The 12357-nt window shown below is 68.6% G+C and carries 12 protein-coding genes; 4 read left to right on the top strand and 8 right to left on the bottom strand.

Annotated elements, in window-relative coordinates; translation table 11 throughout:
- Positions 1–6 precede the first annotated feature (6 nt).
- The 7 genes from AC1PLR_RS18170 to AC1PLR_RS18140 form a co-directional block, all read right to left on the bottom strand.
- Entirely contained in the window at positions 7–951 is a 945-nt protein-coding gene (locus tag AC1PLR_RS18170) for an NAD-dependent epimerase/dehydratase family protein (RefSeq protein ID WP_420007975.1), read from the bottom strand.
- A 1-nt stretch (position 952) separates the two neighbouring features.
- A complete protein-coding gene (locus tag AC1PLR_RS18165) occupies positions 953–1681 on the bottom strand; it encodes an SDR family oxidoreductase (RefSeq protein ID WP_209230761.1) in 729 nt (242 codons plus the stop codon).
- Positions 1682–1683: 2 nt separating this feature from the next.
- Positions 1684–2991 (bottom strand): FAD-binding oxidoreductase, encoded by a 1308-nt coding sequence (locus AC1PLR_RS18160; RefSeq protein ID WP_481099061.1) that lies wholly within the window; start codon positions 2989–2991, stop codon positions 1684–1686.
- A complete protein-coding gene (locus AC1PLR_RS18155) occupies positions 2991–4379 on the bottom strand; it encodes a UbiA family prenyltransferase (protein ID WP_481103635.1) in 1389 nt (462 codons plus the stop codon). Before AC1PLR_RS18155 ends, AC1PLR_RS18160 begins: the two co-directional genes overlap by 1 nt.
- A 106-nt stretch (positions 4380–4485) precedes the next feature.
- Entirely contained in the window at positions 4486–5463 is a 978-nt protein-coding gene (locus tag AC1PLR_RS18150) for a lysylphosphatidylglycerol synthase transmembrane domain-containing protein (protein ID WP_481101879.1), read from the bottom strand.
- Between the two features lie 19 nt (positions 5464–5482).
- A complete protein-coding gene (locus AC1PLR_RS18145) occupies positions 5483–6424 on the bottom strand; it encodes an electron transfer flavoprotein subunit alpha/FixB family protein (RefSeq protein ID WP_481101878.1) in 942 nt (313 codons plus the stop codon).
- Entirely contained in the window at positions 6424–7170 is a 747-nt protein-coding gene (locus AC1PLR_RS18140; RefSeq protein ID WP_010340209.1) for an electron transfer flavoprotein subunit beta/FixA family protein, read from the bottom strand. Before AC1PLR_RS18140 ends, AC1PLR_RS18145 begins: the two co-directional genes overlap by 1 nt.
- 226 nt (positions 7171–7396) lie before the next feature.
- Between AC1PLR_RS18140 and rfbB the strand changes: the two genes are divergently transcribed.
- Genes rfbB through rfbD form a run of 4 tightly spaced genes read left to right on the top strand, consistent with a single transcriptional unit; the run spans position 7397 to position 10863 of the window.
- The gene (gene rfbB / locus AC1PLR_RS18135) at positions 7397–8452 is read left to right on the top strand and encodes a dTDP-glucose 4,6-dehydratase (protein ID WP_481099059.1); all 1056 of its coding nucleotides are present in this window, start codon (positions 7397–7399) and stop codon (positions 8450–8452) included.
- Between the two features lie 58 nt (positions 8453–8510).
- Positions 8511–9398, top strand: a complete 888-nt coding sequence (gene rfbA, locus AC1PLR_RS18130; protein WP_481099058.1) for a glucose-1-phosphate thymidylyltransferase RfbA — start codon at positions 8511–8513, stop codon at positions 9396–9398.
- Positions 9395–9952: a dTDP-4-dehydrorhamnose 3,5-epimerase gene (rfbC, locus tag AC1PLR_RS18125; RefSeq protein WP_481101877.1), complete on the top strand. Its 558-nt coding sequence runs from the start codon at positions 9395–9397 to the stop codon at positions 9950–9952. Before rfbA ends, rfbC begins: the two co-directional genes overlap by 4 nt.
- On the top strand, positions 9949–10863 hold the full coding sequence (gene rfbD / locus AC1PLR_RS18120; RefSeq protein WP_481101876.1) for a dTDP-4-dehydrorhamnose reductase: 915 nt from the start codon (positions 9949–9951) through the stop codon (positions 10861–10863). The genes rfbC and rfbD overlap by 4 nt, the downstream gene beginning before the upstream one ends.
- A gap of 84 nt (positions 10864–10947) precedes the next feature.
- Here the strand turns inward: rfbD and AC1PLR_RS18115 are convergent, their stop codons facing one another.
- Positions 10948–12351, bottom strand: coding sequence for a mannose-1-phosphate guanylyltransferase/mannose-6-phosphate isomerase (locus tag AC1PLR_RS18115; protein WP_019799262.1), 1404 nt, complete (start codon positions 12349–12351; stop codon positions 10948–10950).
- Between the last annotated feature and the right edge of the window lie 6 nt (positions 12352–12357).

The following is a 12357-nucleotide window of genomic DNA, read 5'->3' as shown; positions in this document are numbered from 1 at the left end:
GACGGGTCAGCGCTTGAGCACGATGTGGCTGTAGCGCGGGTCGGTATAGCTTTCGCGGATCGCGTCTTCGAACGGGGTCTGGCGCACGCCGAACACCGCTTCGGTATCGACGCCCTTGAAGTCGTCGCCGGCGCTCAGCGCCTTCAACTGGTCGGCGGTGAACGGCGGCTTGGAGCTGAAGAGCGAATATACGCGCAGCAGGAAGGCGAAGAAGCCGATCGGGATATGCACGATCAGGGTGTGCAGTTTCTTGACCCGCTTGATCGTCTTGATGATGTCGACGTAGTCCACGCGGGTGTCGCCGACGATGTCGTAGACATCGCCGTCGGGTTCGCGCTCGATGCACTTGGCGATGCAGCGGCAGAAGTCGCGTTCGTACAGCGGCTGGCGCATGAACCGGCCATCGCCCGGAATCGGGAACACCGGCGTCTTGGCCATGAAGCGCGACAGCCAGCCCAGATGCTTGGGATCGAACCAGCCGAACATCAGGGTCGGGCGCAGCACGCAGTGGCGCAGGCCGCTGGCGACCACCATCTCTTCCTGCGCGCGCTTGGTGTTGGTGTAGTCGTCCTTGGCCACCGAGTTCACCACCGAGGAGCTGATGTGCACCAGGTACGGCACCTTCGCCGCGCGGCAGGCATCGAGCACGTGTGCGGTCGCTGTCAGGTTGTTGCGGGTGAACAGGTCGGTGGTCTTGCCGGTGATCTGCGCGTGCAACTGGGCCACGCAGGCCGCGCCCTCGAATTCGCGCGCCCACTCGCCAGGCTCGGCCAGATCCGCCTCCACCACGCGCACGGCCGGATGCAGTTCGCGCAGGATCTGCAGGTTGTGTGCATGCTTGTCGATCGCCACCAACTGGGTGTAGCCCTGCTGCTCCAGTTCGACGATCAGGTTCTGGCCGACCAGGCCCGCGGCGCCGGTGATGACGATCTTGGCGTGTTTGTCGGTCATGTCAGAGCTTGATCCTGCGGAAGACGAATTCGGGAATGGATTTGATGACGAACATGATCGCCCACCAGAAACCGGGCAGGTAGGCGACCGCGCGGCGGCCGTCGACCGCGCGCAGGATGCCCTTGGCGATTTGGTCGGGCTTGGCCCACAGCGCACCCTTCTTGAAGGCGGCGGTCATCGGCGTATCGACGAAACCCGGCTTGATCGTGAGCACATTGATGCCTTCCGGGCGCAGGCGCTGGCCGAGGCCGCTCAGGTAGGCGCTGACCGCGGCCTTGGCGCTGCCGTACAGGTAATTGCTGGCGCGGCCGCGGTCGCCGGCCACCGAGGAGATCACGGCCAGCGTCGCACCCGCGCGCAGGCGCGGCACCAGCGCGGCGCACAGCGCGATGGTCGAGGTGCCGTTGGTGGCGAACTCGCGCATCGAAAGTTCGACCGAGGCGTCGCACGCGGCCTGGTCGGGCAGCGTGCCGTGGGCGATCAGTACCACGTCCACGCCACCCAGCGCGGCCCAGGCGGCATCGAAGGCCGCCGCATGGCCGGCGCTGTCGTTGACGTCGAGCACGCCGACGCTGGCCTTGCCGCCGCGCGCCGACAGGTCCGACGCGATCGCGTCCAGGCGCGCGGCCTGGCGGCCGAGCAGGTGGAGGGCCGCGCCGCGCGCAGCGTAGTGCCGGGCGGTGGCCTCGGCGATGGCCGAGGTGGCGCCGATGATGAGGACGCGTTGCATGTTCACTCCGTGACCCGGCGCCAGAAGCCGGAAGAAAAGCGGGGATCGAGATAGCGGCTGAAGTCCTGCCAGCGGGCGTAGGCGCGCTGGAACGAGGCGGCGGACATGCGCGCGTCCTTGGCAGGGTACAGAGCGCCGCCAGCGGCGTCGACAATCCGGTCCAGCCGCTCCAGCAGGCGCAGCACGTCGGCGCCATCGTTGGGGAAATCCAGCGCCAGGGTGGTGCCCGGACGCGGGAAGGACAGCATGCCGCGTGCAGGCACGTCGCCGAATTCCTTCAGCACCGCCAGGAAGGAGCCGCTGCCGCTGCGGGCGATTTCGGCCAGCAGCGCGTCCACGCCGTCGCGTGCGGTGGCTGGCGGCAACACGCACTGGTACTGCAGGAAGCCGCGCGGGCCGTACATGCGGTTCCAGTGGCGGATGCCGTCCAGCGGATAGAAGAACGGCAGCAGGTGACTCAGCCGGCGCTTGCTGCGCGCGGGCTGGCGCCAGTAGTACAGCGCGTTGAACGGCCGCAGCGACAGCTTGTTGACCAGCGAGACGGGCGGGGTCAGCGGCATCGCCAGGCCCTTGCCGGGCGAGGCCGGGCGTTCCTCGGGCAGGCCGGCGCAGTGATCGGCGCGGGTGAAATGGCCGCGGCCGCGGGCGCGGCCGCTGGCCAGGCAGTCGATCCAGGCGACGCTGTACTCGTGGCTGTCGGCCGAGGCCGCGGACAACGCAAAGAATTCGTCGAGCGAGCCGAAGCGGATGTTTTCCGTCTCCAGCGCCGGCCCCGGCACGCGGCGCAACTGGATCTCCGCCCAGGTGATCAGCCCGGTCAGGCCGAGTCCGCCGACCGTGGCCGCGAACCAGCCGTCGGCATCGGCGTCGGGCGTGCACAGGCGGCGGCTGCCGTCGCTGCGCAGCAGCTCGAAGGCGCGCACGTGGTGGCCGAAGTTGCCGGTGCGATGATGGTTCTTGCCGTGCACGTCGTTGGCGATGGCGCCGGCCACGGTGACGTAGCGGGTGCCTGGGGTCACCGGCAGGAACCAGCCCTGCGGCAGGACCAGGTCGATGATCTCGGCGAGCGTGACCCCGGCCTCGCAGCGCAGCAGGCCGGACGCCGGGTCGAAACCGATGAAGCGGTCCAGGCCGCGCGCGCACAGCAGGGTGCCGTCGGGATTGAGGCAACTGTCGCCGTAGCTGCGGCCGTTTCCGCGCGGCAGCGCGTTGCCGGCGAAGGCCGGCAGGGCCGCCGCCCGGTCGGCGATCGGCAGCAGCGTCTGCGTCGCGTGCGGATAGCGTCCCCAGGACTGCCCGGCATCGGCCATCAGATGGCGCTCAGCGCGAACAGCCCGCACAACACCACGACCACCTGGCTGACCCGGTCGGTGGCGGCGAACACGATCGGGTCGTCGTGCATGTCGCCGCGGTGCGCCACGATCCAGACCCGGCTGACCCAGTACAGCAGCACCGGGCAGATCAGCCAGAGTATTTGCGGGTGGCGATACAACGACATGCTCGCCGGGCTGTTGATGTACAGCGCCATCACCAGCACCGCGATGTAGCCGGCCGCCGCGCCCATCGACTGCAGCAGCACCAGGTCTTCCACCGAATAGGCGCGCCCGCTGGCCTTGGTCTTGCCGCTGCCCAGCATCGCGTGCAGTTCGGTGTAGCGCTTGAGCAGCGCCAGCGAGAGGAAGATGAACATCGAGAACGCCAACAGCCAGAACGACAGTTCCAGGTCGATGGCCACCGCGCCGCCGATGATGCGCACGGTATACAGCGCCGCCAGCAGCACTACGTCGATCATCACGATGCGCTTGAGCCGCAGCGAGTACGCCAGCGTCATCACGTAGTAGGCCAGCAATACCAGGGTGAAGTGCAGGTTGCAGGCCAGCGACAGCGCCAGTCCGGCCACGGTCAGCGCGGGTGCGGCGAACAGGCCCTGCAGCAGCGGCAGCCGGCCGGCGGCGAACGGCCGCTTGCGCTTGCGCGGATGCTGGCGGTCGGGCGTGAGGTCGAGCAGGTCGTTGAGCACGTAGACGCCGGAGGCGCACAGTCCGAACGCCACCATGGCGATCACCGACTGCAGCACCGATTCGCCCTCCAGGAAGCGGTGTGCGGTGAGTAGCGGCACGAACACCAGCAGGTTCTTCAGCCACTGGTGCAGGCGCAGCGCCTTGAGCCAGGCGCGGGCGCGCGGCGGCGCCGGCCAGTGCCCGCGCACGGTGGTGCGCTGCGCGGCGGCCGCGCGCAAGCCGTTGCCGTTGTTGACCACCCAGGCGCCGCCGGCCTTGTCCCACACGTGCAGGTCCACGCGGCCGTTGCCGGCATAGTCGAAATTGCCTTCGCCGAACCGCTGCACCAGCACCTCGGCCTTGTTGCGGCCGGACAGGTTGCGCTGGCCGTCGCTGGCGATGACCTCTTCGAACAGGCCCAGGTGTGCGGCGATCGGCGCGACCAGCAATTGGTCGGAGGCGGTGCACAGCACACGCGGGCGCTGCGTGGTCGTACGCAGCAGCTCCAGCACGTGCTCGTTGTAGGGCAGGGTCTCGGCCGGGAGGGTGACCCGGGCGGCCAGTTCGCGCTTCAGCGCGGCCTTGCCGCGCAGCAGCCACAGCGGCAGCAGGAACACGTACAGCGGGTTGCGCGCCAGCAGGGCCAGCAGGGACTCGTAGAGGATGTCCGAATTCAGCAGCGTGCCGTCCAGATCCACGCAAAGCGCGCGCCCTGAGACAGCCGGGCGGTCGGCGGGAGAACTGGGGGGGGAAGACATGCTGCGGCCTGGTGATGCATAGCGGGGCCGCATTATAACCAGCGGTTCAGGCAAGCTGGCGCCGCTGCAGGAATTCGGTGGCACCCATCGCCAGGGCGCCCACGGCGACCGCGTACCAGAGCGTGACCAGCCGCGCGGCCACCGCGACCGCGATCGCATCGGCGGTGGCGACACCCAGCCGGTCCAGCATCAGCACGATCGCCAGTTCTGTGGTGCCGACCCCACCCGGGACGAAGGACAGCGCGCCGATCAGCATCGCCAGCGGGTAGATGCCGAACGCGACCAGCGAGTCCAGGTCAAGGCCAAGGCCGCTGCACAGCCCGACGAAGACCGCCGAGGTCAGGCCCCAGGCGCCGGTGCCGGCGATCAGGCTGCGCAGCATCTGTGCCGTTCCGAGGCAGGCGCGCAGTTCCGTAGCGGCGAACACCGCAAATTGCGCGGCGCTCCGCAGCCAGCGACCGGGCAGTCGCCGGCCCACGCTGTCCAACCAGGCCAGCAGGGCCGGCCAGGCGGCGGCGCCGAACAGCAGGGCGACGAAGCCCAGCACCACCGCGGCGAGCGTGCCCAGCGTGGGGAAGACCGGTGCGGCCAGCAGCGACAGCGCCAGGATCACCAGCAGGTCGGAGGCGCGCTCGAACACGAACACCGCCAGCGTCCGTCCCGCCGGTACGCCCATGCGGGCGAAATAGCGGATGCGCAGCAATTCCCCGGCCTTGCCCGGGGTGGCGGTCAATGCGAAACCGGCCAGGTACGCGGCCCAGCCCAGCCAGAACGGCACGGCGTGGCCTTGCCTTTGCAGCAGCCAGCGCCAGCGCCAGAAGCGGAACAGGTAGCTGGCCGAGACCGGCAGCACCGCCACTGCCAGCAACGGCCAGATCGTGCCCAGCCGGGCGAACGTGCCGTTGCCGCGGTCCACCCACCACAGGGCGGCCAGGTAGCCGCCGCACAGCAGCACGACGAACAGCGCCAGATGATCCGCACGGTGGCGCGGCGCGGGCACGCCGTCGGCGCCGTGCGGCATCATCCCCGGGTCTCCGCGCGACTCAGCCCAGCGCCTTTTCCAGTTCCGGCAGCACCGTGAACAGGTCGCCGACCAGGCCGATGTCGGCGATCTCGAAGATCGGCGACTCCGCGTCCTTGTTGATTGCGACGATGGTGCCGGCGTCCTTGATGCCGGTCAGGTGCTGGATGGCGCCGGAAATGCCGACCGCCACGTACAGCTCCGGCGCGATGATCTTGCCGGTCTGGCCAACCTGCAGTTCGTTGGGCACGTAGCCGGCGTCGACCGCCGCGCGCGAGGCGCCAACCGCGGCGCCAAGCTTGTCGGCGAGCTGGTAGACGATCTGGAAGTTCTCCGCCGAGCCGACGCCACGGCCGCCGGAGACCACGCGCTTGGCGCTCTGCAGGTCGGGACGGTCGGACTTGCCCGCGGCCAGGCCGACGAAGCGGGTGTGGCTCGGCAGCGTCGCGTCGACGTTGGCCGCTTCCACCGCCGCGCTGCCGCCTTGCGCCGCTTCCGGCCACGAGGCGCTGCGCACGGTGGCGACCACGATCTGGTCGGCCGGGGCCTGCACGCTGATGATGGCGTTGCCGGCGTAGATCGGGCGCTTGAATGCATAGTCGCCGTCCACCGCCATCAGGTCGGAGATCTGGTTGACGCCGAGCAGGGCGGCCACCACCGGCATCAGGTCCTTGCCGAAGGTGGTGGAGGGGCCGAACACATGGGTGTAGCCCTTCGCCAGGGCGGCGATCTGCGGGCCCAGCACCTGCGCGATGGCGTGCTCGTTGGCGGGATTGGCGACGGTGAGGACACGGGCGACGCCGGCGATCTGCGCGGCCTGGGCGGCCACCGCGGCCGGATCGGCGGCCAGCACCACGATGTCGATGGCCTCAGGCGACAGCGCCTGCGCGGCGCTGACGCACTTGGCGGTGGCGGCGTTGAGCTGCCCGTTGAGATGTTCGGCGACGACGAGGATCTTGGCCATTACAGCAACCCCTTCTGCTTGAGTGCGGCCACCAGTTCGGCGGCATCCTTGACCATCACGCCGCGGCTGCGCTTGGCCGGCGGGGCGTAGTGGGTGGTGGTGAGGCTGTCGTTGGCCTCCACGCCCAGGTCGGCGAAGGCCAGCGTCTGCAGCGGCTTGCTCTTGGCCTTCATGATGTCCGGTAGCTTGATGAAGCGCGGCTCGTTCAGGCGCAGGTCGGTGGTGACCACCGCCGGCAGGTCCACTTCCAGGGTCTCCAGGCCGGCGTCGACCTCGCGGGTCACCGTGGCCTTGCCGTCGGCCACCACCAGCTTGCCGGCGAAGGTCGCCTGCGGACGGCCCCACAGCGTGGCCAGCATCTGCCCGGTCTGGTTGGCGTCGTCGTCGATCGCCTGCTTGCCCAGGATCACCAGGTCCGGCTGCTCCTGCTCGACCAGCTTGAGCAGGGTGCGCGCGGCGGTCAGCGGCTGGATCGCGGCGTCGGCGACCACGTGGATGGCGCGGTTGGCGCCCATCGCCAGACCATTGCGCAGGTGCGCGGCGGCGTCGGCCGGGGCGATGGTGGCGACCACCACCTCGCTGGCGATGCCGGCGTCGCGCAGGCGCAGCGCCTCTTCCAGGGCGATTTCGTCGAACGGATTGGCGGAGAGCTTGACGCCCTCGGTGACCACGCCGGAGCCGTCCGGCTTGACCTGGATGCGGACGTTGTAGTCCACCACGCGCTTGTAGGCGACGAGGATTTTCATCGTGTACGAGATCCTTCAGCAGTGCGGGAAGGCCCGGCCGCGGCGGCTGGCACGGGGCAGTCGGAGGATTCTAACCGGGCGCGAGGGACCATGCGAGGGCGTATGGTGGGCACCTTCGGCGGATGCGATCGCCGCCCGCGGCGACCACGACCGGTTCATATAAAGCGTATATCCTGTGTGGTTTGGACATTAGGCGCCGACGGCGCCCAATCAGGAGAGATACACAGTGGCGACTTGGCTCGTGACCGGCGGTGCCGGTTTCATCGGCGGCAATTTCGTGCTCGAGGCAGTGGCGCGCGGCGTACGCGTGATCAACCTGGACGCACTCACCTATGCCGGGAACCTGAACACGCTGGCGTCGCTGGAGGGCAACCCCGATCACGTGTTCGTGCACGGGGACATCGGCGACCGCGACCTGGTCAGCCGCCTGCTCGCCGAGCACCAGCCCGACGCGGTGGTCAATTTCGCCGCCGAAAGCCACGTGGACCGCTCGATCGATGGCCCCGGCGCCTTCATCCAGACCAATGTGGTCGGCACCCTCGGCTTGCTGGAGTCGGTGCGCGATCACTGGAAGGCGCTGCCGGACGGCCGCCGCGACGCGTTCCGCTTCCTGCACGTGTCCACCGACGAGGTCTACGGCACGCTCGGCGAGACCGGCAAGTTCAGCGAAACCACCCCGTATGCGCCCAATTCGCCGTATTCGGCGTCCAAGGCCGCGTCCGACCACCTGGTGCGCGCGTTCCACCACACCTACGGCCTGCCGGTGCTGACCACCAACTGCTCCAACAACTACGGCCCGTACCACTTCCCGGAAAAGCTCATTCCGCTGGTGATCGCCAAGGCGCTGGCCGGCGAGCCGCTGCCGGTGTACGGCGATGGCAAGCAGGTGCGCGACTGGCTGTTCGTCGGCGACCACTGCGAGGCGATCCGCACCGTGCTGGCCAAGGGCAAGGTGGGCGAGACCTACAACGTCGGCGGCAACTCGGAGAAGCAGAACATCGAGGTGGTGCAGGCGATCTGCGCGCTGCTGGACGCGCGGCGTCCGCGCGAGGACGGCAAGCCGCGCGCCAGCCAGATCACCTACGTCGCCGATCGGCCCGGCCACGACCGCCGCTACGCCATCGATGCGTCCAAGCTGAAGAACGAGCTGGGCTGGGAACCGCAATACACCTTCGAACAGGGCATCGCGCTCACCGTGGACTGGTACCTGAGCCACCAGGACTGGGTGCAGGGCGTGCTCGACGGCAGCTACCGGCTGGAACGGATCGGCACTGCGGCATAACCCGCGTCCCTCGCATGCGTCCGCACCTCCACGTGCGCACGTCCATAGGAAAGACCTCATGACACAACGCAAGGGCATCATCCTCGCTGGCGGCTCCGGCACGCGGCTGTACCCGATCACCAAGGGCGTCAGCAAGCAGCTGCTGCCGGTGTACGACAAGCCGATGATCTACTACCCGCTCAGCGTGCTGATGCTGGCCGGCATCCGCGAGGTGCTGATCATCAACACCCCGCACGAGCAGGCGCTGTTCCAGGCACTGCTGGGCGATGGCGCACAGTGGGGCATGGACATCCAGTACGCCGTGCAGCCGAGCCCGGACGGGTTGGCCCAGGCCTACCTGATCGGCCGCGACTTCGTCGCCGGCAAGCCGAGCTGCCTGGTGCTGGGCGACAACATCTTCCACGGCCATGGCCTGACCGAGACCCTGCGCCGCGCCGATGCGCGGGAACAGGGCGCCACCGTGTTCGGCTACTGGGTCAACGACCCCGAGCGCTACGGCGTGGCCGAGTTCGACGCCTCCGGCAAGGTCATCGACATCGAGGAGAAGCCGGCCAAGCCGCGCTCCAACTATGCGGTCACCGGCCTGTATTTCTACGATGGCCAGGCCAGCGATCATGCGGCGGAGCTGAAGCCCTCGCCGCGCGGTGAACTGGAGATCACCGATCTCAACCGCCGTTACCTGGAAGCGGGCCAGTTGCACCTGGAAGCGCTGGGCCGCGGTTACGCGTGGCTGGACACCGGCACCCACCAGTCGCTGCACGAGGCCTCCAATTTCATCGAGACCATCCAGTCGCGGCAGGGCCTGCAGGTGTGCTGCCCGGAAGAGATCGCCTTCGGGCAAGGATGGATCGACGCGGCGCAGCTGGAGACACTTGCCGCTCCGCTGCGCAAGAACGCCTATGGCACCTACCTGCATGAACTGGCTGTACGAGGATCCGTTCCGTGAAAGTGATTGAAACCAATCTGCCTGGCTGCGTGGTGATCGAGCCGGCGGTGTTCGGCGACGCGCGTGGCTATTTCTTCGAGACCTGGAACGCCGAGCGCTTCGGTGAGCATGGCTTGCCGACCAAGTTCGTGCAGAGCAATGTCTCCACCTCGGCCAAGGGCGTGCTGCGCGGCCTGCACTATCAGTGGCCACGGCCGCAGGGCAAGCTGGTCAGCGTGCTGGAAGGCGAGGTGTACGACGTCGCCGTCGACATCCGTCATGGCTCGCCGCACTTCGGCCGCTGGGCCGCGGTGGTGCTGAGCGCGGAGAACAAGAAGCAGTTCTGGATTCCGGAAGGTTTCGCGCACGGGTTTGCCGTGTTGTCGGAGCGCGCGGTGTTCAGCTATCTGTGCACCGACGTGTACGTCAAGGAAGCCGACGCTGGCGTGCGCTGGGACGATGCCGCGATCGGCGTGGACTGGCCGATCTCCGAGCCGGTGCTGTCGGCCAAGGACGCGGTCGCGCCGTTCCTGGCCGATATCCCGGTCGAGCGCCTGCCGGTCTACCAGCCATGAGCGTGCTGGTCTTCGGCGGCAACGGCCAGGTCGGGCAGGAACTGCTGCGCGCGCTGGCCGAGCAGGGGCCGGTGGTGGCGACCACGCGCAGCGGCCAGTTGCCCGACGGCAGCGCCTGCGAGCGCGCCGATTTCGACCAGCCGCAAACCCTGGGCGAACTGCTGGACCGGCTGCGGCCGACGGCGGTGGTCAACGCCGTGGCCTATACTGCGGTCGATCGTGCCGAACAGGACGCCGAAGCGGCGCACCGCGCCAATGCCGAATCGCCGGCGGCGATCGCCGCCTGGTGCGCGGCGCACGGCGTGCCGCTGGTGCATTACTCTACCGACTATGTGTTCGATGGCCAGGGCACGCAGCCTTATCCGGAGGACGCGCCGACCGCGCCGCTGGGTGTGTACGGCGCCACCAAGCTCGCTGGCGAAGAGGCGATCCGCGCCTCCGGGGCGCAGCACCTGATCTTCCGCACTGCCTGGGTCTACGCCGCGCACGGGCACAATTTCCTGCGCACCATGTTGCGGGTCGGCGCCGACCGCGACGAACTCAAGGTGGTCGCCGACCAAGTCGGCACGCCGACGCCGGCGGCGCTGATCGCCGATGTCACCGCGCGCGTGCTGGCACAGCGCGCGACGCTGCCGTCCGGCACCTGGCACCTGACCGCGGCCGGCGAGACCACCTGGCACGGCTTCGCCGAGGCGATCTTCGCCGAGGCGGTGGCGGCGGGTTTGTTGCCGCGCGCGCCACGCGTGCTGCCGATCACCACGGCGGAGTATCCGACCCCAGCCAAGCGCCCGGCGTATTCGCGCCTGGACGTGTCGCGCCTGCAGCGCGATTTCGCGCTGGAACTGCCACAGTGGCGCGATGGTCTGCGCCAGGTCATCGGCGAACTCGCCGCGGCAGCGCAGGCCGCCTGACCGCCGCACACGGTAAAACCACGCGGCCGAAAAACAAAGAGCCGGGCACTGCCCGGCTCTTTGCGTTTGCGGCGTGCGCCGAACTCAGGTGCGACCGTAGGTGTCCTCGAAGCGCACGATGTCGTCTTCGCCCAGGTAGCTGCCCGACTGCACTTCGATCAGCTCCAGCGGCAACTTGCCCGGGTTCTTCAAACGATGCGTCACGCCGAGCGGGATGTAGGTACTCTGGTTCTCGGTGAGCAGCAGCACCTCGTCGCCACGGGTGACCTCGGCGGTGCCGCTGACCACGATCCAGTGCTCGGCGCGGTGGTGATGCATCTGCAGGCTCAGCGTGGCGCCGGGCTTGACCGTGATGCGCTTGACCTGGAAGCGCTGGCCGTTGTCGATCGAGTCGTAGGCGCCCCACGGGCGGTACACCTTACGGTGCCAGGTGGCTTCGGAACGCCCGTCGGCCTTGATCCTGCCGACGATGTCCTTCACTTCCTGGATGCGTTCGCGATGGCCGACCAGTACCGCGTCGTCGGTCTCCACCACCACCACGTCCTGCAGGCCCACCATCGCGATCAGGCGCGAGCCATAGGCATAGGTGTTGCGGCAATCGATCTCGATCACGTCGCCGTGGTGGGCGTTGCCGTTGGCGTCCTGCGGCGACACGTCCAGTAGCGCCGACCATGAACCGACATCGCTCCACTTCGCGTCCAGCGGCACCACCACCGCGTCGGCGGTCTTTTCCATCACCGCGTAGTCGATGGAGTCGGAGGGACTGGCGGCGAAGGCCTCCTTGTCCAGACGGGTGAAGTCGGCATCGCGCTTGGCCGATTGCCAGGCCTTGGTGCAGGCATCGGCGATGGCGGGCTGGAACTTGCGCAGTTCCTCCAGGTAGCGCGAGGCGCGGAACAGGAACATGCCGCTGTTCCAGTAGTACTCGCCAGAGGCCAGGTAGCTTTTCGCGGTGGCCAGGTCGGGCTTTTCGACGAAGCGCTCGACCGCGTGCGCCCCGTCGCCGGCAGCGGCCTTGATGTAGCCGTAGCCGGTTTCCGGTGCGGTCGGCTTGATGCCGAACGTCACCAGCTTGCCTTGCTCGGCCGCGACGGCGGCCACGCGCACCGCGGCCTGGAAAGCGGCTTCGTCGCCGATCACGTGGTCGGAGGGCAGGACCAGCAACAGCGGATCTGCGCCGTCGCGCGAGGCCTCCAGCGCCGCCACGGCGATCGCCGGCGCGGTGTTGCGGCCCTTGGGTTCGAGCAGGATCGCATGCGGCTTCACGCCGATCTGCTGCAACTGCTCGGCCGCGACGAAGCGGTGCTCCTCGTTGGCGACCACGATCGGCGCGTGCGCGGCCACGGGTGCCGCGCGCTGCCAGGTGGCCTGCAGCATGCTCTGCTCGCCGACCAGCGGCAGGAACTGTTTCGGATACGACTCGCGCGACAGCGGCCACAGCCGCGTGCCGGAACCGCCGGACAGGATGATGGGAAGGACGTCGCTCATGGGCGG

This window comes from Xanthomonas sp. NCPPB 3570 (assembly GCF_056725115.1).
The sequence above is the reverse complement of the archived record's forward strand: the minus strand, read 5'-3'. Positions and strand labels throughout refer to the sequence as shown.

Excerpts from the sequence above, each read along its gene's own strand:
- AC1PLR_RS18160 (WP_481099061.1), bottom strand. The coding sequence starts at position 2,991 with ATGGCCGATGCCGGGCAGTCCTGGGGACGCTATCCGCACGCGACGCAG.
- rfbA (WP_481099058.1), top strand. The coding sequence starts at position 8,511 with ATGACACAACGCAAGGGCATCATCCTCGCTGGCGGCTCCGGCACGCGG.
- AC1PLR_RS18115 (WP_019799262.1), bottom strand. The coding sequence starts at position 12,351 with ATGAGCGACGTCCTTCCCATCATCCTGTCCGGCGGTTCCGGCACGCGG.
- AC1PLR_RS18170 (WP_420007975.1), bottom strand. The coding sequence starts at position 951 with ATGACCGACAAACACGCCAAGATCGTCATCACCGGCGCCGCGGGCCTG.
- AC1PLR_RS18165 (WP_209230761.1), bottom strand. The coding sequence starts at position 1,681 with ATGCAACGCGTCCTCATCATCGGCGCCACCTCGGCCATCGCCGAGGCC.
- AC1PLR_RS18150 (WP_481101879.1), bottom strand. The coding sequence starts at position 5,463 with ATGATGCCGCACGGCGCCGACGGCGTGCCCGCGCCGCGCCACCGTGCG.
- rfbD (WP_481101876.1), top strand. The coding sequence starts at position 9,949 with ATGAGCGTGCTGGTCTTCGGCGGCAACGGCCAGGTCGGGCAGGAACTG.
- AC1PLR_RS18140 (WP_010340209.1), bottom strand. The coding sequence starts at position 7,170 with ATGAAAATCCTCGTCGCCTACAAGCGCGTGGTGGACTACAACGTCCGC.
- AC1PLR_RS18145 (WP_481101878.1), bottom strand. The coding sequence starts at position 6,424 with ATGGCCAAGATCCTCGTCGTCGCCGAACATCTCAACGGGCAGCTCAAC.